This is a genomic window from Dyella sp. (assembly GCF_036384435.1).
In the GTDB taxonomy this organism is placed as follows: Bacteria; Pseudomonadota; Gammaproteobacteria; order Xanthomonadales; family Rhodanobacteraceae; genus GSA-30.
Genome location: NZ_DASVMI010000107.1, coordinates 1 through 21,216 on the forward strand (window position 1 = coordinate 1; position 21,216 = coordinate 21,216).

The following is a 21,216-nucleotide window of genomic DNA, read 5'->3' on the forward strand; positions in this document are numbered from 1 at the left end:
TCCAGTTGAAGAACGTCGCTTCGCAGATCCCCATCTTTCGACAAACTTCCGCTACCGTCGTGCCGCTCTCGGCCTGGCGCAGGGCGAACGCAATCTGCTCTTCGGTGTATTTGGTCTTCTTCATAGCAAAACAGCCTCCTCGTGAGGGTCAGTTTCGCCGAAAAACTCTACTTTGAAACGCTACAAATGGCAGGGATAAGGTCAAGGCTGACCCACTATCAATCCGCATGGCGCCGATATCATCGGCCCGCAAGCATTGCCGCAATCTTCGCCATGTGCGATTCGGCGGTTTCACGGACGACTTCCTTGTCTGCTTCCGGGTCCTTGCCCTGCCAGTGCAGGTCGTCCTGCGGCAGCTCATGCAGGAAACGGCTGGGCTGGTTGCTGTGCACTTCGCCGTAGCGCTTGGTCTTGGCCGACCACGACAACGTCAGTACTTCCTTGGCACGGGTGATGCCCACGTACATCAGGCGGCGTTCTTCGTCGATGCGTCCCTCATCGATGGCGCCTTCGTGCGGCAGCGTGCCTTCTTCGCAGCCGACGATGAATACGAAACGGAATTCCAGGCCCTTGGCGGCATGGAGCGTCATCATGCGCACGGCGTTGCCCGGCTCGTCGCGGTCGGCATGCGAGAGCAGCGCCAACTGCGCGGCCAGGTCGCCGGCACTGTTACCTTTCTGCATGGCGCGAAACCAATCGGCTAATTCGCGCAGATTGCCCAGGCGGCGTTCGCGCATGGCCGGATCGGTGGTGCTGGCGACGATCTGCGCGGCGTAGCCGGTGCGCTTGAGCAGGGTTTCCACCAGGTCGGCGGCACCCTGGTGGATGGACGCGCTACGCAGTTCGTCGATCAGGTCGGTAAATTGCGCCAAGGCGGCGGCGGGGCGGGGCGTGAGCTGGCGCAGCACGGCGTCGCTACGGGCGGCATCCAGCAGTGATGCATGCTTGCTCTGTGCGATCTGACCAAGTTTCTCCAGCGTAGTAGCGCCGATCTCGCGCTTGGGTACGTTCACCACGCGCAAGAAGGCAGCATCGTCGCTGGGGTTGGTCAGCAGGCGCAGGTAACACAGCACGTCCTTGACTTCAGCGCGGTCCAGAAACGACAACGCACCGGTCAGATGGTACGGAATGCGTGCCAGTCGCAGGGCCTTTTCCAGTGGGCGCGCCTGGAAGTTACCGCGATACAGGATGGCGATGTCGTGCCAGCGTGCCTTGTGCTTTTCGGCGAGCGTGGTGACGATGGCTGCTACGCGCTCGGCTTCGTGCTCGTTTTCCTTGCATTCGAGCACGCGAATCTGCGCACCCTCGGGGTGGTCGCTCCAGAGTTTCTTTTCGTGCAGGTGCGGATTATTGGCGATCAACTTGTTCGCCGCGCGCAGGATGCGCTTACCGCAACGATAGTTTTGTTCCAGCTTGATCACGCGCAGGTTGGGCCAGTCGCGGCCGAGCTGGTCGATGTTTTCCGGATTTGCGCCGCGCCAGGCGTAGATGGATTGGTCGTCGTCGCCCACGCAGGTAATGCGTCCGCGCTCACCGGCCAGGGCCTTGAGCAGTCGATACTGGGCGTCGTTGGTGTCCTGGTATTCGTCCACCAGCAGATAGCGCAGGCGCTCGCGCCAGGCATCGCGGCATTCGGTGTCATTTTCCAGGATATTGAGCGGCAGGCGGATCAGGTCGTCGAAGTCCACCGCGTTGAAGGCTTCAAGGCGGGTCTGGTAGAGCTCGTGGATCATCGCCGCGTCCATTTCGCGCGGGCTGCGCGCGGCGGCCTGGGCTTCGGCGGGTGAAAGACCGGCGTTCTTGGCGCGGCTGACCAGGTTGCGCAACGCGAACAGCGCATCGGGCTTGATGCCCTTGGGCGCCAGTTCCTTGATGATGCCTTCGCTGTCATCGGCATCGAGTACGGAGAAGCCTTTGCGTAATCCGGCGCGCGCATGCTCGATCTGCAGGAACTTCAGTCCCAGCGCGTGAAAGGTACAAACAGTGAGTGCCGCGGCGTCCTCGCTGCTGATCAGCTTGGACACGCGCTCGCGCATTTCCTTGGCCGCCTTGTTGGTGAACGTGATCGCCGCGATCTTGGCAGCGGGCAGCTTCCTGCGCGCGATCAGGTAGGCGATTTTCTGGGTGATCACCGAGGTCTTGCCGGAGCCGGCACCGGCGAGCACCAGCAAAGGGGTGTCGCAGTGTTCGACGGCGGCCAACTGTTGCGGATTGAGCATGGTCGAGCGTGGCGGAATGGCGGCGGTCGATGGTAGCAGACGCTTCCTGCTAGGCTTAGGGGTCGGGGCTTGCAAGGGGCCGCCAACCGGGCGGGCCAGGGAATGAAATCATGACGAATCAGGAAGATGTAGCGCCTGAGCGCTGCGACGTGGCGATCATCGGCGGCGGGCCGGCCGGCAGCACGGCAGCCACGGTACTAGCTCGCAAGGGGTACCGGGTGGTGCTGCTGGAGAAAGCCAGGCACCCGCGTTTTCACATTGGCGAATCGTTGCTGCCGATGAACCTGCCCGTGTTCGAGCGGTTGGGCTGCCTGGACAAGGTGCGCGCCATGGGCGTCTACAAGGCCGGTGCCGATTTCGAGGCGGACACCCCGCGAGGCTACAACACCTATGCGTTCGCCCGGGTGGTCGGCAAGAGCCCGCCCCACGCTTTCCAGGTGTGGCGGCAGGATTTCGACCAGATGCTGTTCGAACATGCGCGCGAGAACGGCGCCGACGGTCGTGAAGGCGAGGAAGTGCTGGACGTCGAGCAGGCCGGTCCACGTGAGTCCCTCTTGCAGGTGCGCCGGGATGACGGCAGCGCCTATCGCCTTCAGGCGCGCTATGTGCTCGATGCCAGCGGGCGCGATGCATTTCTTTCGCGCCGCAAGAAACTCAAGCGTAAGAACGACGAACACCAGAGTGCGGCCATCTTCGGTCACTTCCGTGGCGCTGTTTACCGCGAGGGCGAGGATGCCGGCAATATCAGTATCTATAGCTTTGCGCATGGCTGGATGTGGATGATCCCGCTGCCCACTGGCGCCATGAGTGTCGGGGCTGTTTGCCGCCCCGAGTACCTCAAGCAGCGGCGCGGCACGCCAGCGGAGTTCCTGATGCAGACGCTGCGGGCCAACCCGGCGCTATGGGCGCGGATGGAGCGTGCCGAACTGGTGGGCGATGAGGTTCGGGTCACGGGCAACTATTCGTATGATTCGGACTGCATGGGTGGACCAGGCTGGCTGCTGATCGGCGATGCGTTCGCCTTCCTTGACCCGGTGTTCTCCTCGGGGGTGTACTTGGCAATGAGTGGCGCCGAAAAGGCCGCCGATGTAGTGGACGAGGCCTTGCGCGAGCCGGGCCGCGAGGCGCGCCTGATTCGCCAGTTGGAGCGCCGGCAGCGCCGGGGCATGCGCCGATTCGCCTTCTTCATCTACCGGTTCAACGGGCCGGTGATGCAGTATCTTTTCCGCAATTCCCGGGGTTTCCTGCAACTGGACCAGGGGGTTACGTCCATGCTGGCCGGGGATGTGTTCGATTCCTTTCCGGTCTGGTGGCGCTTGCAGGTGTTCCGGCTGGTCTATGCGATCCAGGCCCTGCGTGATCGTCGTCGCTGGTCGGCTGAACGCAAATTGCGCCTGGCGCAGGCCGCTTCGCAGTTCACGGGCGGGACCACGCCGGTGGACGACGCCTGAGGCTGTACCATGGTGCCCCGAAACTGGGGTGCCCATGGCCAAGCTCTACTTCTACTACTCGGCGATGAATGCCGGTAAGACCACCACGCTGCTGCAAAGCGCGTATAACTATCACGAGCGCGGCATGCGCACGTTGATCCTGACGCCTGCGCTGGATGATCGTTTCGGCGAGGGCGTGGTGGCTTCGCGTATCGGCCTGAAAGCCCACGCGCGCAAGTTTTCTCCGGAGGAGAACCTGCTCGCCCTGGTGCGAGCGGATATCGAGGCGCGCGGTCCCCTGCATTGCGTCTTCGTCGACGAGGCGCAGTTCCTGTCCAAGGCCCAGGTCTGGCAGATCTCCGACGTGGTCGACAAGCTCAACATACCGGTGCTTGCCTATGGATTGCGTACCGATTTTCGCGGCGAACTGTTCGAGGGCAGCCGTTATCTGCTGGCGTGGGCGGACAACCTCGAAGAGATCAAGACTATCTGCCATACCGGCCGCAAGGCCACGATGGTGGTGCGTGTGGATGAACAGGGCCGTGCCGTGACCGAAGGGCCTCAGGTTGAGATCGGTGGCAATGACCGCTATGTCTCGGTCAGCCGCGCCGAGTTCAAGAACATCACCGAAGGACACGGACGCATCGAATTGCAGCAGACCGTGCTGCCGCTGGGCGAAGAACGTTGAGCTCAGCGGCGCCGCCAACCACAAGGATTTTGCTATGAGTCACGCCATGATCATCCCCGCCTGGCAGCGCCCCCATTGGCAGCCTAGCGAGGAGGAGATCCTGCTGCAGTTCTTCGTCTTTGGTCGCTTTGGCGAAGGACGGCCGCCCATGCAGGACTATGGCAGTGACGGTCTGCCGCATGGCGTGACCCTGACCAGCTACCAACACAACGCGCTACGTCAGTGGGAAGGTTATCCGCTGCAGGGCAGCCTCGGTCGCATGCTCAAGGCCGATGTTCCCGATGCGTATCGCGCCGCCCTGGATGCTCCGCAGGTGCTGGTTGTTCGCGGCCGTATCAAAGATAGTCAGGCGACCGGCTACCTGCGCGACACATTCGGTGTACTGGCCTCGTTGCTCGATACGGGGGGCGTGGCCATCCTCGATCCACAGATCGCCTCTTTGTTCGATGCCGATGCCTGGCGTCGTCGCTACCTGGTGCGCGATGGCGCGCCCACGCGCGCGCACCTGCTGATCATGCGCGATGGCGATGAGCAGCCAGGCCGCTCCTGGGTGCACACCCGTGGCATGCGCAAGTTCGGCCGCCCTGACGTCAGCCTGCGCAACGTGCCTGATCGCGATCTCGATCGCGCCGGCGCACTGTGCGAACGGCTTGCCGATCTGCAAGCCCTGGGTGCGCATTTCGTCGAAGGCCAGCCGCTGGAAGCCGAAGGCGTGCCAGGTGGCATGGTGGCGAAACTGGGTGGTGGCCAGGACGATCCGGGTTTCAACAATACCTACGTGGAATTTCACTGGCCCGTGTGACACGGGCCAATGAGGATAGCCGTCAGCCCGGCGGCTCTATCTTGATACGTGAAACCTTGCCATCCAGCCCGTTGTGTCTTCTGAACACCATCTCGATGTCCGCGTTGTTCACGTTTTGCTGGAAGGTAGGTATGACCAGATCCTCGATGTTACGACGCAAGGTGATGATCGTGTAGTCGTCTGAAGTGCTTCCGCTGGGAGAGTCATAGATAGAGATGCGCGTTCCAGCGGGCAGCCCGACGATACGCGCAGATCGTGCTTCGTCGTTTTCGCAGCCCAGGCTGTCATTCTGCGTATTGATATTGATTGTGACCCTGCCGGGAATGCCGCAGACGATATTCTGCATCGCGCGATTGCCTTCGTAGAAGATGACGCCGCCCTGGCTCAGGACGCCCGCGAAAGGCAGGCCATCACCTTGTTCGATATGATCGATCGCGATGTAGTTGGCGATGCGTTGTGCCGCCGGGAAGCAGTGGTTGTTGTGGCGATCCAGCAGTTTGTCGAACCGATTGTCCTGCCGGGAGTGGGCCGAAAGGCTCACGCCGTGGAATTGGTTCATGACGAATAGTCGGTCCCAGGATTTTCCCGGAAACGTAACGCTCCGGCTGGCTAGAGGGATGTTGTCCCAGCGGCTTTTGCAGCTGTAGTCATGCGAGAAAATGGTGTCGCCCAAGCTCCAGTAATTCTCTACGGTGCCCTGCGTACTGGCCATGACATGGGCGGTGCCACTATTGAGTTCGTAGTCGCCGGCCATGCTGCTGTTGAGATGAAAGATCAGCAGACGCTGTCCGGATTCCTTCATTTGTCGCAAGGTTGGCCACTGCGACGTATTCCACGAGCCTGGCTTGAAGGTGGCATTGGCCAGCCCAGGCACCCGGTTGAACGAGGTGTGCAGCATCGCGCGTGGCACCTCGCCCTCGACAAGCAATGTAACGACCGCATCAGAGTTACTCGCCAGGAAAGGCATAATGGTGTCTTTGAGCGCATTTTCCAGGCGTTCCTCACCACCGAGGCATACGGAATGACACAGCCGTACCTCATTGCCGCTCTGAACAAGGTCGAGCATCAGTCCACGCACTCCGGCTTGAAGCTGTGCCGCCATCGTCAGGCTCTGGTTGGGTACGGGGGTGAGATTGCGATTGAATGCGTTGTGCGCAGCTACCCAGCTGTACTGGTTGAAAGGCAAATCCATGGAATGCACGAATGGTGCAGGGGTATTGGCGTGAGTCTGTCCCAGGATCAGACAGGTCAGGGCCGTAATAAGTTTCCTGTACATCAAGTTGCTCCGCAGCTTACTTCGGGAGCCCATTGTCTTTGTAGGTGCAAACCTTGCGCTGTGAGCGCCAGAATGCAATGTCCGTGGGATTCTTGTAGCTGTGCCGGAGGGTTATCGCTGGCAGCGCGGACACCAGAAGGTGGAGCGCTGTCCCAGCACAATCTGTCGAATCGGCGTGCCGCAGGTACAGCACGCCTCGCCATCGCGCCCATAAGCGTTAAGTTCGCGAAAGAAGTAACCCGGTGCACCATCCGGATTAAGAAAGTCACGTAGCGTTGTGCCGCCGCGTTCGATGGCCCATGCCAGGATGCGCTTCACTTCGGTGGCTAGTCGCGCATAGCGTTCGCGCGATACGGAGCCGGCAGCGCGCCTTGGGTCAATGCCCGCCGCGAACAGTGCTTCGCTGGCGTAGATGTTTCCCACACCCACGACCACGGCGTTATCCATCAGGAAAAGTTTCACCGCCGTCTTGCGTCCGCGCGAACGGCGCCATAGTACGTCGCCATCGAACGCATCGGTCAAAGGTTCAGGCCCCAACGAGGCGAGCAGTTCGTGCGTGTCGCCAGCCGGTTGCCATAGCAGGCAACCAAAACGACGCGGGTCGGTGAAGCGTAGGACACGCTCGCCCGACGTTGCGGTGGCTTCGACAGCGATATCGAAATGATCGTGCTTGCCCAGCGGTGCATCCGGCGGCAGCACGCGCAGCATGCCGGACATGCCCAGGTGGAGCAGGGCACTGCCGGCCTGGGTATGCAGAAGAAGGTATTTCGCGCGGCGTTCGATGTCGTCGATGCGCTGACCGGGCAATTGCTCGGTGATCTCTCTGGGAATCGGCCAGCGCAGGTCGAGGCGCCGCAGCGTTATCGAGGTGATCCGTCGCCCGATGAGGTGCGGAACAATACCGCGTCGCGTGGTTTCGACTTCGGGGAGTTCGGGCATGGATGTGTGGTGGTGCTCTGCAGGACGTGTCCTAGGCCATGCGAGGAGCTGTTCATGGCCCCTCGTATGGCATGGCGACTTCAAGGAATCTTTTTGGGAGATTCCTTGAAGTCTTGCCTATTCCATCAGGTACCCGGTGCCCAATGTTCTTCGTGGAAGCTGCCTTGTTCATCCACGCGCTCGAACGTATGGGCGCCGAAGTAATCGCGCTGGGCCTGGATCAGGTTGGCCGGCAACTGTTCGGAGCGATAGCCGTCGTAGTAGGCAATGGCCGAGGAGAAGCCCGGTACGGCGACACCCGCACTGACCGCCGCGGCGACCACGTCACGCAAGGCCTGCTGGTAGTCGCTGGCAATTTTGCTGAAGTAGGGGTCGAGCAACAGGTTGACGATGCCTGCGTCGTGTTCGTAAGCATCGGTGATCTTTTGCAGAAACCGCGCGCGGATGATGCAGCCTGCTCGGAAGATCTTGGCGATCGTGCCGTACGGCAGATCCCACGTGTATTCTTCCGAGGCGGCGCGTAGCTGTGCGAAGCCCTGGGCGTAGGACACGATCTTGCTCAGGTACAGCGCACGGCGCACGGCCTCGATGAAAGCCTGGCGATCACCGGCAAACGGTGTGTGCTTGGGGCCGGCCAGATGCTTGCTCGCCGTCACGCGCTGTTCCTTCAGCGAGGACAGCAAGCGCGCGAAGACCGATTCGGTGATCAGCGGCAGCGGTACGCCAAGATCCAGGGCATTCTGACTGGTCCACTTGCCGGTGCCCTTCTGCGCGGCGCGATCAAGCACCACGTCAAGCAGGTCCTTGCCGGTCTTGCTATCTTTTTTCTTGAAGATGTCGGCGGTGATCTGGATGAGATAGCTGTCCAGTTCGCCCTTGTTCCACTCGGCGTAGACGTCGGCCAGCTCCTGGTTGGAGAGGCCCAGCACATGCTTGAGCACGGCGTAGCTCTCCGAGATCAGTTGCATGTCGCCGTATTCGATGCCGTTGTGCACCATCTTGACGTAGTGGCCGGCACCATTCGGGCCCATATAGGCCACACAGGCCTCACCGTCGGGCGCCTTGGCGGCAATCTCGGTCAGGATCGGTGCTACTAGATCGTAGGCGTCGCGCGGACCGCCCGGCATGATCGATGGACCGTGCAGTGCGCCTTCCTCACCGCCGGATACGCCCGTGCCGATGAAATGCAGGCCCGATTCGGCCAGTTTCTGGTTGCGACGGATGGTGTCCTGAAAAAAGGTATTGCCGCCATCGATAAGTACGTCGCCCTTGTCCAGCAACGGCATCAGCTTGTCGATCGTATCGTCGGTCGGCTGGCCAGCTTTGACCATCATCAGGATACGGCGCGGCTTCTCCAGCGAATTGATGAAATCTTCGAGGGTATAGGTCGGCACCAGCTTCTTGTCCGGGTGCTTGGATATCACCTCGTCGGTCAAGTCCCGGCTGCGGTTCCAGATCGACACGGCGTGGCCGCGGCTTTCGATATTGAGCGCAAGGTTGCTGCCCATGACCGCCATGCCTACGACGCCGATCGGTTGCTTGCTCATCGGTTGCTCCTCGGGAGTTTGCTTGAACGTCAGGACCCCAGATATGGGGAATCCCTTCAGTTGTACAAGATCGGATGTAAGGGCCGGATCAATGACGACCGATCACAGGCCTAGCGACATGGTCTTGCCCTGGACGGGGCGCGGCGTAAAACGCGCGGGAATCAGGGCGATGCGGTTGCCGACCTGCACATAGCGCTGCGGTCCGGTAACCGAGGTTTCACCGAATGCCACGCGCTGGCCGTCCAGTTCCAGCACGGCCATGGGCGGTGCGAGACCGATTTTCGAAAGCGTAAAATCCTGCACGGGGCGCCACTGCAAGACCTGGGCGCTGGCGACGTCGGCCAACTCGCCCAGACGGCCATCGTCGGCGCGTGCCGGCCGGTCGCCAGCGGTCCACCAATGTCCGTCATCATGCCGTTTGAAATGCTGTGTGGCGGCTGGTGGAAATTGCAGCGCAATGTCATGCACGGTGGCCGCATCCAGGTCGAGCAGGGCGCCAGGTGCATCGTGCATGTCGCGCCGCCATTGCCAACCTGCGGCCACGACGATGACCGCCACGCCCAGCAGCACGACCAGGCGCGTTCGCGTGGCCCGCCTCATGCGCGGCGCCGGCGCCAGGCGACGAAGCCGCCAGCCAGCAGCAACACCAGAGGCAGCGCCAGCAGGAACCCCATCGTCACAGCATTGAGCTGCCCTTGGGTCAGTTGCAGGACCCGATCGGGCGCACCCCTTGGCGGCAGATTCACTAACGCGTCGTCGCCCAGTAACCAGTCGAAGATGCGCTCGCCCAAGGCACGGTTGCCGCCATTGCCGAGAAAGCTGTTGGAGAGGAAGTCACCGTCGCCGACCATCACCACCCGTTGCTCGGCCTTGTCCGGGCTGGGTGACAGGCGGCTCAGGGCGAAGCCGAAATCCAGCGGACCTTTCAGCTCACCCGCTTGAGCGTCGTACTGGATCGTCGATGCCTGGGTATTGTCGATCGGTTTGAATTCGGTCCAGCTTTGCGGACTCGAACGCAGAAACGGCTGGACGTTCCAGCCGGCGTTGCTGGCCTTGGCCAGGGCCGATACCTGTGGGAACACCGTGGTCAGGTTGAAGCCGCGTGTGATCGCCTGCGCCGGATAGTCGCCCAACGCAATGACCCGAGGATCTTTCAGGCCCAGCGCCGCACCGCCGCCGTCCACGAGCACGCCAGGTAATACCTGCACACCCAGCGCCTTGGCCAAGGCACCCAGGCCCAGGTCGTCATTGGATGGCTCGGTCAGCCACAACAGGTTGCCGCCATTGGCGACATAGTCTTCCAACGCCTTGGCGGCCGCCGGTTGCAACGCCAGCGATGGTCCAGCCAGCACGACCAGGTCGGTGTGCTCGGGCACGGATGTGACCTGTGCGAAATTGAGCGGCACCGCACGCATGCCGCGACCTTCCAGTTGCGTCATGAAGGTGCCAAGGTCCGCATTGGCCTTGCCATCGGCGCGACGTTCGCCATCGCCGGTAACAAAGGCGACGATGCGATCGCCACCACGCGCCAGCCGTTCGAGCGCATTGGTGAGGCTGCGTTCGTCGAGTTCGTCCAGTCGCTGCTCACGGCCCTGGTAGTGCAGGATCAGCGCGCCATCGACGGTGATGCCCTGCTCGCGCATGGCGGCAGGGTCCTGCTGCGGATCGACGAAGCGGAGCGTCAGATCGGCTTTCGCGCGCTGATAGCGGCGGATGAACCCGGCGATGGTCTGGCGCAGGTCGCCCTGTGGGTTGGCGTAACTGACAATCTCGACCGGTCCCTTGAGCGTATCCAGTACCGCCCGGCTTTCCGGTGCAAGGCTGGCGCGCCCGCCGGACGTCCAGTCGGCGGCGTAATCGTAACGCGTGGCCAGATAACCCAGGGCAGCCACGCCCAGCAGCAGGGCCAGCGCGAACAGCCAGCCATCGAGGCGGCGAAGCATCCTGTGCATCAGCCACGCTCCTTGTCGGCGGCCAGACGGCGTATGGCCAGGGCCAGGGCGAAAGCGCTCACCAACACGAACCAGGCGATGTCGGCGCTGGAGACCAGGCCGCGCAACAGGGTCTCCAGATGCGACCCCAGGGCCAGCCAGTTGATGACGCCGTTGCTGACACCAGCCAATTGGGCGCCCAGGTTCACGCCGATCAGCATCAGGCCGATCATCAAGCTGGCCACCGCTGCGATGGCCGGGTGCGAGGCGAACGAGGAGCAGGCCACGCCGATGGCCGCCAGCGTGGCCAACGCCAGCAGCATGCCGAGCGTGGCGGCGGCGAACTTGCCCGTGTCCATGTGGATGCCGTGCGCCAGGCTCAGCGGCATGGCGATCGCAAGGGCCAGCCACAGCACCAGCCAGCCCAGCAGGGCCAGGTATTTGCCCAGCACGATCTGCCAGGCGGGCAGGCCGGCGCCGAACAGGAGTGGCAGCGTGCCCTGGCTACGCTCGCCAGCGATGCAGGACATAGTCAGCAAGGGCACGATGACCAGGGCCATCTCCAGTACCCCGAACGGCATGGCGGCACTGGTCAACAGGCTGCTCAAGGTGGGTACGGCGACGATGTCGGTGTACCCCGGCCCCCCCGCCACGGCGGCCAGGCGAATCTGGTTGGCCAGGAACGCGCCCAGCAGCAGCACAAAGCGCCAGGCAAGCTCGGCGAGCGTGAGGGCGCCCAATACCCAGGCGAGCGGACGAACGAACAGGCGGCGTGCTTCCAGCCGCGCAACGGCGATGACACTCATGCAGCCTGGCTCTCCTGCGCGCCACGCAGGGCGATGTCGAAAAACAAGTGCTCCAGGGCCTGATGGTCGGTGCCGGCCAGAGGGGCATCGTGGCGCAGCCGGCCTTCATGCAGGATCGCGACCCGGTCGCATACGGCGGTGACTTCCGTGAGCAAATGCGTGGAGAGGATCACCGCCGTACCCTGCGAGGCCAGCTCACGGATCAGGGTGCGCAGTGCAGCGACCTGGACCGGGTCGAGCGCATTACCGGGTTCGTCCAGTACCAGCAGCGGCGGCTGGTGGATCAATGCGCATGCCAGCCCCAGGCGCTGGCGTTGGCCTTGCGAGAGCACGCCAGCGATCCGACGGCCGAGCGAACCCAGCTCCAACCGTTCCAGGGTACGGTCGCGCGCCTGACGCAATGTCGCACCGGCTAGACCGCGCAGGCGCGCATGAGCCTCCAGATGTTCTTTTACCGTTAACTCGTGCCATAGAGGGGCACGTTCGGGTAGCCAGCCAATGACGCGACGCGCCAGCTCAGGTTGCTCCAGGAAGTCCTCGCCGGCCAGCACTATGCGCCCTTTATCGGGCCGCAAGGCACCGGCGATCATGCTGAGCGTGGTCGATTTTCCAGCGCCATTAATGCCCAGCAAACCCAACACCTGTCCCGATTCCACGGTCAGGCTGAGATCACTCACGGTAGCGCGGCCGGCGCGGTGGCGGCTGATGGTGTCCAGTTGTAAAACAACGGTAGGCGCGGTCATTGCATGATTGTCATGGCGCCCACATCGTTAGACAACAGGGCGCAGGGACACGATGGGACGTACGCCGCATCAGCTCGTTCATTTTCAAGAGCTTCCATGCTGGCGGGTACGGGGACGTTAGGTCTAGACTCCAATCCAAATACCCGAGAGCACATCCATGCTTGATGCAGTTCTGAATTTCCTGTCCAACGGCTTGCTGCACGCCAGTTGGGTCACCATTCTGGTCTACACACTGGTGATGACGCAGTTGACCATTTTCACGGTCACGCTGTACCTGCACCGCTGCCAGACGCATCGCGGTATCGATCTGCATCCGCTGATCGCCAATTTCTTCCGTTTCTGGGGCTGGCTTACCACGGGCATGGTCACCAAGGAATGGGTGGCAGTGCACCGCAAGCATCACGCCAAGGTGGAAACCGAGGAAGACCCGCACAGCCCGCAGATCTATGGCATCAAGAAGGTGTTTTTCGACGGCGTTTCGCTGTATCGCGAAGCGAGCATGATCAAGGACGACCTCGAAAAATATGGTCGTGGCACTCCTGATGACTGGATCGAGCGCAAGCTTTATTCCGCGCACCCATATTGGGGTCCGACCCTGATGGCGGTGATCGACCTGGCGCTGTTCGGCGTGCTGGGCGGTGCCATCTGGGCGGTGCAGATGATCTGGATCCCGTTCTGGGCCGCCGGCTTCGTCAACGGTATCGGCCACTATTGGGGCTACCGCAACTTCGAGAGCGCCGACACCGCGCGCAACCTGATCCCGTGGGGCTTCTGGATCGGCGGTGAAGAGCTGCACAACAATCACCATGCGTTCCCGAGCTCGGCGAAGTTCGCGCTGCGCAAGTGGGAATTCGATATCGGCTGGGCCGCGATCTGTGCTCTGCGTGCCATCGGCCTGGCCAAGGTGCTGCGTGTGGCGCCGGCACTGGACATCCGCCCGAACGTGCATCTGCCCGACTCCGAAACGCTCAAGGCCGTATTGACGCACCGCTTCCAGGCGATGACCGACTATTACCGCGACGTGATCGTGCCGACCCTGCGCGAAGAGGCCCAGCACGCAGGCGAAAGCCTCAAGCTGGTTCCCCGCCGCATGCGCTTGGCGTTGGCCGATGGCGGTCGCTGGCTGGATAACGAAGGCCGCGAGCGCATGCAGGCCGTGTTGGACAAGCGTCCGCGCCTGACGACGGTGTGCGACTTCCGTGCCCGCCTGCTGGCCCTGATGGAGCAGCGCGGTGCCGACCAGGCGCTGAAGGGGCTGCAACAGTGGATTCACGAGGCCGAGCAGAGCGGCATCCAAGCGTTGCAGACGTTCGCGCAGCGCTTGAAAGGCTACGGTGTTGCTGGTTGATTCGGGTCACCTTACGATGAGTAACAAAAAGCCCGCCGCATGGCGGGCTTTTTGTTGTGGGTAAGACTCGGGGGATTGGAGGTGGGGGTGTGGGCGCCAGTCCATGGGCGAGCGGCAAGTCTGAAATACTGCGAATGTCGCGAGTGAGATGTCTGACCACGGGTAGTCGGTTGTCGAGCACCCATGATGCATCTCCGAGCCCCAACACCCCTAAGGAACGACCATGCTGCGAGTGGTACTGATCGGTGCATCCGGTGTTTTTGGCCTGCGTATCGCGCGGCAGCTCGCGCATGACGCGCGCTTCGAATTGTTGCTGACGGGGCGTCGGCTCGATGCGCTCGATGCCTTGCGTGACACGCTGGGCGATCCACGCGTGCTCACGGCAGCGCTCGATGTGCAGGCGGCGGATTTTCCCAAGGCATTGGCAGCCTTGGCACCGCAACTGGTGATCCATGCGGCAGGGCCGTTCCAGTCGCAGGACTATCATGTTGCCCACGCAGCCATTGCCTGCGGCAGTGACTATGTCGATCTGGCCGATGCGCGCCAGTTCGTGGCCGATATAGGTCGCCTGGATGGCCCGGCGCGTGAGGCTGGACGCCTGGTCGTGAGCGGCGCTTCCACGTTGCCTGCGCTCAGCGCTGCGGCCATCGATCATCTGCGTGATCGCTTCAGCCGCCTGGATAGCATCGAGCACGCGATCAGTCCGGGCAATCGTACACCGCGTGGCGATGCGACGGTGGCTGCCATCCTCAATTATTGCGGGCATCGCGTGCCGATCTGGCGCGATGGCACGTGGACGCATGCCTATGGTTGGCTGTCCACCCGGCGTGCGCCGTTCCTATCGGCTGGCTCGCGCTTCGTCGGAGTCTGCGATGTGCCGGACAACGTGCTCTTTCCCGAGCGTTATCGTGGCGTGCGTTCGGTGACGTTTCGCGCCGGGCTGGAGTTGTATCGGTTGCACTTCGGCTTGTGGACGTTTGCCTGGCTGGCGCGTTGGGGGCTGATACGTCACCTGCCGCGTCATGCTTCGCGATTGCGTCGCATGAGCGAATGGTTCCTGCGCGCAGGTTCGGATGAGGGCGGCATGGTGATCGAACTGCGTGGGCTTGGGCACGATGGCGCACCGCTGGCCTTGCGTTGGACGATCCATGCCGGTGCGGGTGATGGTCCGCAGATTCCCGCCATGCCCGCGGTGATAGTGGCGCGAAAGATTGCCGACGGTACGCTCACGCATAAAGGCGCCACGCCCTGCATGGGCCTGTTCGATCTCGAAGAAGCGCTGGCGGCATTGAATGGTTTCGCCATGACGACGGAACTGGAAACCCTCAAGGCATGAATGGTGAGCGTTGCCGATCGTCTGGCATGCGGCATGGGTCGCTGCGGCCGAAAATGCGGTAGTGCTGACGTGCCGCCACGCGATACAGCGGCTTGTAAAGCAGGTGTGGCGTCACGCGCATGCCCAGGTGATGATGGTCCAGAGCTGGCGATCAAGGCGAAGCGGAACGGAAGTCCGGGATCGCGTCGCAGCAGAAACCGTACCCAGCAGATACGCAGCAGGTAGAGGCATCCTGGACCAGGACGGGATGGTGAGCCGGGTCATGCATCGGCAACGATCTCCAGCCAGCCGCGATATGCCACCAGCAGACCGATCAGCGGCATGCGGGTTTCGACGAAGAAAGCGTAACGACCATCGGCATGGCCGCTACGTGACACCACGCTGCCGAAAAAAGCGCGTGGCACAGGCAATCCCAACACACGCACGTGCTGCAGCGACCAGTCGATGGCCTCGCCATCGCGGCGCAGCGCGAACGCCAGCATGGTCGGACCGAGTCGCTCGTACAGCAAGTCGGAGCCTTCGCGGCGGCTGAGCACGGAGCGCATGTGTCGGCTATGGAATTGCCGCGTCCAGGTCTCTTGCCGCCCCGAGGGTTCGATCACCACACGCAACGGCTGCCGTGGACCGGGTTCGGGCAGGCCCAGCATGCGTCGCAACAGCCTGGCCAGCGCATGACGGGCACCGTCGATGTCGGCCTCGCCCTCGGCCACCACGCGTACCGATGAGCCATGCATGCGCTGCACCGAAGCGGGCAGTGCTTGCCAGGCATCCGCGCCAAGCAGGGTGGGAAAGAGGGGTTGCATGGTCACGCATTGTGGACCTTGGCACGGCGGGGAGAAAGCACAGGGCCGCAGACATCGCGCAGCATCGTGGGCATGACTAACGGCAGGGCATGCGCGCCCCCTGCCGCGGTGTAACGTCGTGAACTTGCCCATGAGGAGACCGCACGATGCCGTCCGCCACCGTATCTAAAGGATTACTGCTTGCCGCTGGCCTGCTGGCGAGCCTGCCTGCCCTGGCTGGCTACGACAAGCCACCCGAGCCCTTGCTGGGTGTGATGCATGCGCCGCTCCCGGCCATTCCCATGCTCGACCCGACGCGTGAACGCATGTTGTTGGTTCAGCAGTCGCAGTACCCGCCCATTGCACGCGTGGCCGAGCCCTATCTCAAATTGGCCGGTTTGCGTATCGAACCGGCCAACCATAGCCGGCATGATGCGTCGAACGGCTATGGCATTCGCACCTGTCTGAAGAGTTTCACGGTGGAGGATGTCGCCAGCCACAAGCAGTTGCCGGTCACGCTGCCAGCCGACGCCTGCCCGAGTGCGCCGCAGTGGTCACCCGACGGTCGTCATTTCGTCTTTGCCAATACCACCCGCGAGCGCACGGAACTGTGGCTGGGCGACGCCCTGACCGGGCAGGCGCACCGGGTGGACGGCGTATGGCTCAATCCCGTCATGGACGATGCGGTGCAATGGCTGCACGACAGCGATTCGTTGCTGGTGAAGTTGGTGCCAGCCGATCTTGGTGCGGCGCCCCAGGTCGATGGTGACACGGGCCCGGAGATCAAGGAGTCGATCCAGGGCAAGGGCGAGAGCAGCACGTATGAAGCGCGCGACACGCTTTCCAGTCCGCAGGACGAAGCCTTGTTCGATTATTACGCCACCACGCAACTGGCGGTGGTCGACATTGCCAGCGGTCAGGTACGACCGGTCGGTAAGCCCGGTGTCATTGCAGGTGTGTCCGGCGCGCCCGATGGCGAGCACGTGCTGGTAGAGAGCTTGAAGAAGCCGTATTCCTATGTGACCACCTACGAGCGCTTCGCGCACGATGTCGATGTGCTCGACGTGCGCAGCGGAAAGTCTGTGACGATCGCGTCGCTGCCCGTGGCCGATCGCGTGCCGGTGCGCGGCGTGCCGCTGGGGGTACGTGATGTCCAGTGGCGCGATAATGCACCGGCCACACTGGTCTGGCCTGAAGCGCTCGACCAGGGCGACTGGAAGGTCAATGTGCCGCATCGCGACAAGGTCATGATGTGGAGTGCGCCGTTCAGCGGCAAGCCGCACGAAGTGGCGCGGACCACCCAGCGTTTCAGCGGCATGCGCTGGCTGGAGCAGGGTGACGAGCCCTTCATGTACGAATTCGATGCGAACAAGCGCTGGATCCACGTCAGCCGCGTGGACGTGGCTCATCCGTCCAGGCCGGCACGAACGGTATGGGATTACTCGGCTGACGAGAATTACAACGAGCCCGGTTCGCTGATGATGCGGCAACTGCCCGATGGCGCACGCGTGGTACGCCAGGATGGTGATTTCGCCTATTTGGTGGGCTCGGGTGGGTCGCCGCAGGGCGATCGTCCCTTCCTCGATCGTTATTCGCTTTCCACCGGACATACCGAACGCCTGTTCCGCAGCAGTGGCGATCATTACGAATCGCCGGTTGCCATGCTCGATGGGGGGCAACGATTCATCACCGCACGGCAATCGCCGATCGAGCCGCCGAACCTGTTCCTGCACACGCTGGGTGCGGCCAAGGCCGATGCGCAGGCCGGTGAGGCCATCTATGCGTCCACCGATGAGCCGATCACGCATATTGCCGACCCAACCCCGCAGATCCGTGGTATCGGCAAGCGCCTGGTGACCTACAAGCGCAAGGATGGCGTGGAGCTTTCCTTCACCCTTTACACGCCGCCGGGTTACAAGGAGGGTACGCGCCTGCCGGCTGTTCTCTATGCCTATCCGCAGGACTTCGCCGATCCCAGCAAGGCCGGTCAGATCAGCGGCTCGCAGCAGAAGTTCGATATCCTGCGTGGCTATCGCCTGTTGCTGCTCTCGGGCTACGCCATCATCGACAACGCATCGTTCCCGGTGGTGGGCGATCCTCGTACCGCCTATGACACGTACATCGACCAGTTGGTGATGGATGCGCAGGCGGCTGTGGACAAGGCGGTGGAACTGGGGGTCGTCGATCGCAACCGCATCGGCGTGACCGGTCATAGCCATGGCGCACTGATGACAGCCAACCTGCTGGCGCATACCGATCTGTTCCGCGCGGGCGTGGCCACCAGCGGCAGCTACAACAAGAGCCTCACGCCATTCGGCTTCCAGAACGAGCGTCGTTCGCTATGGCAGGCGCCGAAGGTCTACGAACAGGCGTCGGCGTTCTTCCACGCTGACATGATCAAGACGCCATTGCTGCTGATCCACGGCATGGATGACGCCAACCCGGGTACGGAGTCGATCCAGTCGCCCAAGTTGTTCCAGGCCATCCGCGGCCTGGGCGGCACCACGCGCCTGGTCATGCTGCCGCACGAGCCGCACTGGTACACCGCGATGGAATCGAACGAACAGGAAGTCTACGAAATGCTGACCTGGTTCGATCGCTACGTGAAAAACGCCAAGCCTGAGACTGCGGCGTCGGCGAGGCAGGCCGAGGCGGCGACGCCTTGATCGGTAGGGCTGATTGATTCAAGGGAAAGAGCCGGGTGACGAGGCTGCCGATATACTTGGTACCGTAAGCCGTCACGCCGCCCATCGTGTCAGGGCGCTTTGGATTTCGTTGATCCACGGCGCCTGATCCTCGCCCGACACGATCTCTTCGATACGCATCTCCCGTGATGAAGCACAAAAAAGCCCACCATGAAGGCGGGCTTTTTTGTGGAGCATGGATCAAGTCCGGTTTTGCCGGAGTGACCTGCCGAGCGGCAGATTACTTGATCTTGCCTTCCTTGTAGATTACGTGCTTGCGAACGACCGGATCGTACTTCTTGAATTCGAATTTATCCGGGGTGTTCTTCTTGTTCTTCTGCGTGGTGTAGAAGTGGCCGGTACCGGCCGACGAGATCAGGCGGATCTTGTCTTGCTTGCTATTAGCCATGACTTAACTCCTCAGACCTTTTCGCCACGGGCACGCAGGTCGGCGATCACGGCCTCGATGCCCTTCTTGTCGATGGTGCGCAGCGCCTGGTTGGAGACGCGCAGTTTGACCCAGCGGTTTTCGCTGGCAACCCAGAAGCGACGCTCATGCAGGTTGGGCAACCAGCGGCGACGGGTTTTGTTGTTGGCATGCGAGACATTGTTACCAGTCTGCACACCCTTTCCGGTGACTTGGCATACACGGGCCATGATGACCTCCGTAGATTCTGTTGACCGCCCGTTGGCCAGGGCGACATCGGCCCAGCGACGCCAGGGCGCCACGCGATGCTGGAGATTTGGAGCTTTTCGAGGTTCGCCGTGAGGGCCGCATCGCGTTGCGGACAGCCCGTCGAGGACGGGTCGGCTTTGTCGAGCCGCGTATTCTCCCATGGCGACCATGGATTGCGCAAGATTTGAGCAGAGGCGGGTCATGGGGGCGCAAACCGGACCGGATGAGGTGCACCGTGCGTGGTGAAGCCATCAAGGTCGCCACAAGGCCTGCCGAACCTGCGTGTTACGCCCCCGCTACCCATCTCTCGTCACCTGGCTGGTTCTCGTCTTACGCGCATCCCTTGAGGAGGGCCATTCCCCCCAACCCCGGGCATGTGGAACAATCGAGCCCTTTAGCTCAAACCGCATTCGCGAACGAGGGACATCCGATGGCAGAAGTAATCGCCAACGGCCAGGCCAATGGCCAGGCCAACCAGCCGCAGCTCGTGCTGCAGAAGATCTACGTCAAGGACGTGTCCTTCGAGGCCCCCAATGCTCCGCAGATCTTCCAGGAGATCGGCGAGACCGACCAGCCGCCGCAGGTGCAGCTCAACCTGGGCCATAAGGCCACCTCGCTCGGCGGCGACCTGTACGAAGTCACCCTGAGCCTGACGTTGACCTGCTCGGTCGGCGAGCGCACCGCTTACCTGGCCGAAGTCGAGCAGGCCGGCCTGTTTGGCATCGCTGGCTTCACCGAACTGGACCATGCCGGCATCATCGGCAGTTACTGCCCGAACCTGCTGTTCCCGTATGCCCGTCAGGTGATTTCCGGCCTGGTGCTGGAAGGCGGCTTCCCGCCCTTCCTGCTGCAGCCGATCAATTTCGATGCCCTGTACGCCGAGCAGCAGCGCCGCATGGGCGGTGGCGACGAGAATCACCCGCTCAACAGCTGAGCTGACAGGGCCATGGCCGATCGACCGACACTGGCCGTTCTCGGCGCCGGCTCCTGGGGCACTGCCCTGGCGGCCCTCGCCGCCAGAAACGGTGTACCTACGCGCCTGTGGGGGCGTGACGCACAGGCGCTGGCGGCCATGGCCGCCACGCGCCGCAACGCGCGTTATTTGCCCGACCTGGATCTGCCAGCCGAACTGAACTATGAGGGCGATCTGGCTGCCGCGCTGCGCGGTGCCCAGGTGGTGCTGATCGTGGTGCCCAGCCACGCCTTCGCCGCGATGCTCGATGACATCGCGCCGCTGCTGGCGCCCGAGGCGTCGATCGCCTGGGCGACCAAGGGCTTCGAGCCCGGGACTGGACGCTTCCTGCATGAGCTGGTGGCCGAAAAGCTACCGGGCCGTCCGGCGGCCGTGGTCACTGGCCCATCGTTCGCGCGCGAAGTGGCCGCAGGTCTGCCCAGTGCGGTGACCGTGCATTCGGAGGACGACGGTTTCGCTCATCGTGTTGCCAACCTGCTGCATGCCCCCAACCTGCGCGCCTATTCGGGCAGCGACGTGCTCGGCGCCGAGCTTGGCGGGGCCATGAAGAACGTGCTCGCCGTTGCCACCGGCGTCGCCGATGGCATGGAACTGGGCCTCAATGCCCGTGCCGGATTGATCACGCGCGGCATGAACGAGATGCTGCGGCTGGGCGTCGCGCTGGGCGCCCGCCCGGAGACGCTGATGGGCCTCTCCGGCCTGGGCGACCTGGTATTGACGTGCACGGGTGACCTCTCGCGCAATCGCCGCCTGGGTCTGGCCCTGGGGCGCGGCAAGGGCATCGATGAAGCAGTACGTGAAATCGGCCAGGTGGTCGAGAGCGTATTGACCGCCGACGAAGTGGTTCGCCTGGCCGCCAAACACGGCCTGGAGCTTCCCATCAGCAGTGGCGTTCACGCTGTGCTGCATGGCGAGGTCACTCCGGTAGAAGGTCTCAAGGCGCTGATGGCGCGCGAGCAGAAACCTGAATATCCGCGTTCGCTGTTCCAGTCATCGTAACTCCAGCGTGCCGCTGTGTTGGAAACGCGGCTATTTG

Annotated in this window: 21 protein-coding genes; 8 read left to right on the plus strand and 13 right to left on the minus strand. The window is 62.7% G+C overall.

What is annotated here, in order from left to right:
• Together VF436_RS10550 and VF436_RS10555 are read right to left on the minus strand one after the other, a co-directional pair.
• A partial coding sequence (locus VF436_RS10550; protein WP_330904020.1) for a transposase occupies positions 1 to 124 on the minus strand: 124 nt, incomplete at its 3' end.
• Positions 125 to 239: 115 nt separating this feature from the next.
• Positions 240 to 2,219, minus strand: coding sequence for a UvrD-helicase domain-containing protein (locus tag VF436_RS10555; protein WP_330903978.1), 1,980 nt, complete (start codon positions 2,217 to 2,219; stop codon positions 240 to 242).
• Between the two features lie 110 nt (positions 2,220 to 2,329).
• Between VF436_RS10555 and VF436_RS10560 the strand changes: the two genes are divergently transcribed.
• The 3 genes from VF436_RS10560 to VF436_RS10570 are packed head-to-tail and all read left to right on the plus strand — an operon-like array spanning position 2,330 to position 5,139.
• The gene (locus VF436_RS10560) at positions 2,330 to 3,670 is read left to right on the plus strand and encodes an NAD(P)/FAD-dependent oxidoreductase (RefSeq protein ID WP_330903979.1); all 1,341 of its coding nucleotides are present in this window, start codon (positions 2,330 to 2,332) and stop codon (positions 3,668 to 3,670) included.
• A 34-nt stretch (positions 3,671 to 3,704) separates the two neighbouring features.
• A complete protein-coding gene (locus tag VF436_RS10565; protein ID WP_330903980.1) occupies positions 3,705 to 4,337 on the plus strand; it encodes a thymidine kinase in 633 nt (210 codons plus the stop codon).
• A 34-nt stretch (positions 4,338 to 4,371) separates the two neighbouring features.
• Complete coding sequence (locus VF436_RS10570; protein ID WP_330903981.1) at positions 4,372 to 5,139, plus strand: hypothetical protein; 768 nt, start codon at positions 4,372 to 4,374, stop codon at positions 5,137 to 5,139.
• A gap of 22 nt (positions 5,140 to 5,161) precedes the next feature.
• On the opposite strand, the gene VF436_RS10575 is transcribed toward VF436_RS10570, so the two are convergent.
• The 7 genes from VF436_RS10575 to VF436_RS10605 form a co-directional block, all read right to left on the minus strand.
• On the minus strand, positions 5,162 to 6,415 hold the full coding sequence (locus VF436_RS10575) for a hypothetical protein (protein ID WP_330903982.1): 1,254 nt from the start codon (positions 6,413 to 6,415) through the stop codon (positions 5,162 to 5,164).
• Positions 6,416 to 6,526: 111 nt separating this feature from the next.
• Positions 6,527 to 7,354 carry a bifunctional DNA-formamidopyrimidine glycosylase/DNA-(apurinic or apyrimidinic site) lyase gene (mutM, locus tag VF436_RS10580; protein ID WP_330903983.1) on the minus strand — a complete coding sequence of 276 codons (828 nt, stop codon included), beginning with the start codon at positions 7,352 to 7,354 and terminating at the stop codon, positions 6,527 to 6,529.
• 125 nt (positions 7,355 to 7,479) lie between these two features.
• The gene (gndA, locus tag VF436_RS10585; protein ID WP_330903984.1) at positions 7,480 to 8,901 is read right to left on the minus strand and encodes an NADP-dependent phosphogluconate dehydrogenase; all 1,422 of its coding nucleotides are present in this window, start codon (positions 8,899 to 8,901) and stop codon (positions 7,480 to 7,482) included.
• A gap of 102 nt (positions 8,902 to 9,003) precedes the next feature.
• A complete protein-coding gene (locus VF436_RS10590) occupies positions 9,004 to 9,501 on the minus strand; it encodes a hypothetical protein (RefSeq protein ID WP_330903985.1) in 498 nt (165 codons plus the stop codon).
• Positions 9,498 to 10,853: a GldG family protein gene (locus VF436_RS10595; protein ID WP_330903986.1), complete on the minus strand. Its 1,356-nt coding sequence runs from the start codon at positions 10,851 to 10,853 to the stop codon at positions 9,498 to 9,500. The genes VF436_RS10590 and VF436_RS10595 overlap by 4 nt, the downstream gene beginning before the upstream one ends.
• Positions 10,853 to 11,638: an ABC transporter permease gene (locus VF436_RS10600; protein WP_330903987.1), complete on the minus strand. Its 786-nt coding sequence runs from the start codon at positions 11,636 to 11,638 to the stop codon at positions 10,853 to 10,855. The genes VF436_RS10595 and VF436_RS10600 overlap by 1 nt, the downstream gene beginning before the upstream one ends.
• Positions 11,635 to 12,381: an ABC transporter ATP-binding protein gene (locus tag VF436_RS10605; RefSeq protein ID WP_330903988.1), complete on the minus strand. Its 747-nt coding sequence runs from the start codon at positions 12,379 to 12,381 to the stop codon at positions 11,635 to 11,637. Before VF436_RS10605 ends, VF436_RS10600 begins: the two co-directional genes overlap by 4 nt.
• 157 nt (positions 12,382 to 12,538) lie before the next feature.
• Between VF436_RS10605 and VF436_RS10610 the strand changes: the two genes are divergently transcribed.
• Both VF436_RS10610 and VF436_RS10615 read left to right on the plus strand, forming a co-directional pair.
• Positions 12,539 to 13,729, plus strand: a complete 1,191-nt coding sequence (locus VF436_RS10610) for a DesA family fatty acid desaturase (protein WP_330903989.1) — start codon at positions 12,539 to 12,541, stop codon at positions 13,727 to 13,729.
• A 223-nt stretch (positions 13,730 to 13,952) separates the two neighbouring features.
• Complete coding sequence (locus VF436_RS10615) at positions 13,953 to 15,065, plus strand: saccharopine dehydrogenase family protein (protein ID WP_330903990.1); 1,113 nt, start codon at positions 13,953 to 13,955, stop codon at positions 15,063 to 15,065.
• 260 nt (positions 15,066 to 15,325) lie between these two features.
• On the opposite strand, the gene VF436_RS10620 is transcribed toward VF436_RS10615, so the two are convergent.
• Complete coding sequence (locus VF436_RS10620) at positions 15,326 to 15,868, minus strand: DUF4166 domain-containing protein (RefSeq protein WP_330904021.1); 543 nt, start codon at positions 15,866 to 15,868, stop codon at positions 15,326 to 15,328.
• Between the two features lie 146 nt (positions 15,869 to 16,014).
• Between VF436_RS10620 and VF436_RS10625 the strand changes: the two genes are divergently transcribed.
• Entirely contained in the window at positions 16,015 to 18,513 is a 2,499-nt protein-coding gene (locus VF436_RS10625) for a S9 family peptidase (RefSeq protein WP_330903991.1), read from the plus strand.
• A gap of 72 nt (positions 18,514 to 18,585) precedes the next feature.
• On the opposite strand, the gene VF436_RS10630 is transcribed toward VF436_RS10625, so the two are convergent.
• Genes VF436_RS10630 through rpmB form a run of 3 tightly spaced genes read right to left on the minus strand, consistent with a single transcriptional unit; the run spans position 18,586 to position 19,188 of the window.
• A complete protein-coding gene (locus VF436_RS10630; protein WP_330903992.1) occupies positions 18,586 to 18,729 on the minus strand; it encodes a hypothetical protein in 144 nt (47 codons plus the stop codon).
• A gap of 43 nt (positions 18,730 to 18,772) precedes the next feature.
• Entirely contained in the window at positions 18,773 to 18,940 is a 168-nt protein-coding gene (rpmG, locus tag VF436_RS10635) for a 50S ribosomal protein L33 (RefSeq protein WP_126675274.1), read from the minus strand.
• An 11-nt stretch (positions 18,941 to 18,951) separates the two neighbouring features.
• Positions 18,952 to 19,188 (minus strand): 50S ribosomal protein L28, encoded by a 237-nt coding sequence (rpmB, locus tag VF436_RS10640; protein WP_090449535.1) that lies wholly within the window; start codon positions 19,186 to 19,188, stop codon positions 18,952 to 18,954.
• A 449-nt stretch (positions 19,189 to 19,637) separates the two neighbouring features.
• Here rpmB and secB point away from each other — a divergent pair, with 449 nt between their 5' ends.
• Positions 19,638 to 20,141, plus strand: a complete 504-nt coding sequence (gene secB / locus VF436_RS10645; RefSeq protein ID WP_330903993.1) for a protein-export chaperone SecB — start codon at positions 19,638 to 19,640, stop codon at positions 20,139 to 20,141.
• A gap of 12 nt (positions 20,142 to 20,153) precedes the next feature.
• The gene (locus tag VF436_RS10650; protein WP_330903994.1) at positions 20,154 to 21,179 is read left to right on the plus strand and encodes an NAD(P)H-dependent glycerol-3-phosphate dehydrogenase; all 1,026 of its coding nucleotides are present in this window, start codon (positions 20,154 to 20,156) and stop codon (positions 21,177 to 21,179) included.
• Positions 21,180 to 21,216: the final 37 nt, after the last annotated feature.

Bases quoted from the DNA above. Each gene is read 5' to 3' on its own strand.
- VF436_RS10555 (WP_330903978.1), bottom strand. From the start codon at position 2,219: ATGCTCAATCCGCAACAGTTGGCCGCCGTCGAACACTGCGACACCCCT.
- VF436_RS10560 (WP_330903979.1), top strand. From the start codon at position 2,330: ATGACGAATCAGGAAGATGTAGCGCCTGAGCGCTGCGACGTGGCGATC.
- VF436_RS10565 (WP_330903980.1), top strand. From the start codon at position 3,705: ATGGCCAAGCTCTACTTCTACTACTCGGCGATGAATGCCGGTAAGACC.
- VF436_RS10570 (WP_330903981.1), top strand. From the start codon at position 4,372: ATGAGTCACGCCATGATCATCCCCGCCTGGCAGCGCCCCCATTGGCAG.
- VF436_RS10575 (WP_330903982.1), bottom strand. From the start codon at position 6,415: ATGTACAGGAAACTTATTACGGCCCTGACCTGTCTGATCCTGGGACAG.
- mutM (WP_330903983.1), bottom strand. From the start codon at position 7,354: ATGCCCGAACTCCCCGAAGTCGAAACCACGCGACGCGGTATTGTTCCG.
- gndA (WP_330903984.1), bottom strand. From the start codon at position 8,901: ATGAGCAAGCAACCGATCGGCGTCGTAGGCATGGCGGTCATGGGCAGC.
- VF436_RS10590 (WP_330903985.1), bottom strand. From the start codon at position 9,501: ATGAGGCGGGCCACGCGAACGCGCCTGGTCGTGCTGCTGGGCGTGGCG.
- VF436_RS10595 (WP_330903986.1), bottom strand. From the start codon at position 10,853: ATGCACAGGATGCTTCGCCGCCTCGATGGCTGGCTGTTCGCGCTGGCC.
- VF436_RS10600 (WP_330903987.1), bottom strand. From the start codon at position 11,638: ATGAGTGTCATCGCCGTTGCGCGGCTGGAAGCACGCCGCCTGTTCGTT.
- VF436_RS10605 (WP_330903988.1), bottom strand. From the start codon at position 12,381: ATGACCGCGCCTACCGTTGTTTTACAACTGGACACCATCAGCCGCCAC.
- VF436_RS10610 (WP_330903989.1), top strand. From the start codon at position 12,539: ATGCTTGATGCAGTTCTGAATTTCCTGTCCAACGGCTTGCTGCACGCC.
- VF436_RS10615 (WP_330903990.1), top strand. From the start codon at position 13,953: ATGCTGCGAGTGGTACTGATCGGTGCATCCGGTGTTTTTGGCCTGCGT.
- VF436_RS10620 (WP_330904021.1), bottom strand. From the start codon at position 15,868: ATGCAACCCCTCTTTCCCACCCTGCTTGGCGCGGATGCCTGGCAAGCA.
- VF436_RS10625 (WP_330903991.1), top strand. From the start codon at position 16,015: ATGCCGTCCGCCACCGTATCTAAAGGATTACTGCTTGCCGCTGGCCTG.
- VF436_RS10630 (WP_330903992.1), bottom strand. From the start codon at position 18,729: ATGCTCCACAAAAAAGCCCGCCTTCATGGTGGGCTTTTTTGTGCTTCA.
- rpmG (WP_126675274.1), bottom strand. From the start codon at position 18,940: ATGGCTAATAGCAAGCAAGACAAGATCCGCCTGATCTCGTCGGCCGGT.
- rpmB (WP_090449535.1), bottom strand. From the start codon at position 19,188: ATGGCCCGTGTATGCCAAGTCACCGGAAAGGGTGTGCAGACTGGTAAC.
- secB (WP_330903993.1), top strand. From the start codon at position 19,638: ATGGCAGAAGTAATCGCCAACGGCCAGGCCAATGGCCAGGCCAACCAG.
- VF436_RS10650 (WP_330903994.1), top strand. From the start codon at position 20,154: ATGGCCGATCGACCGACACTGGCCGTTCTCGGCGCCGGCTCCTGGGGC.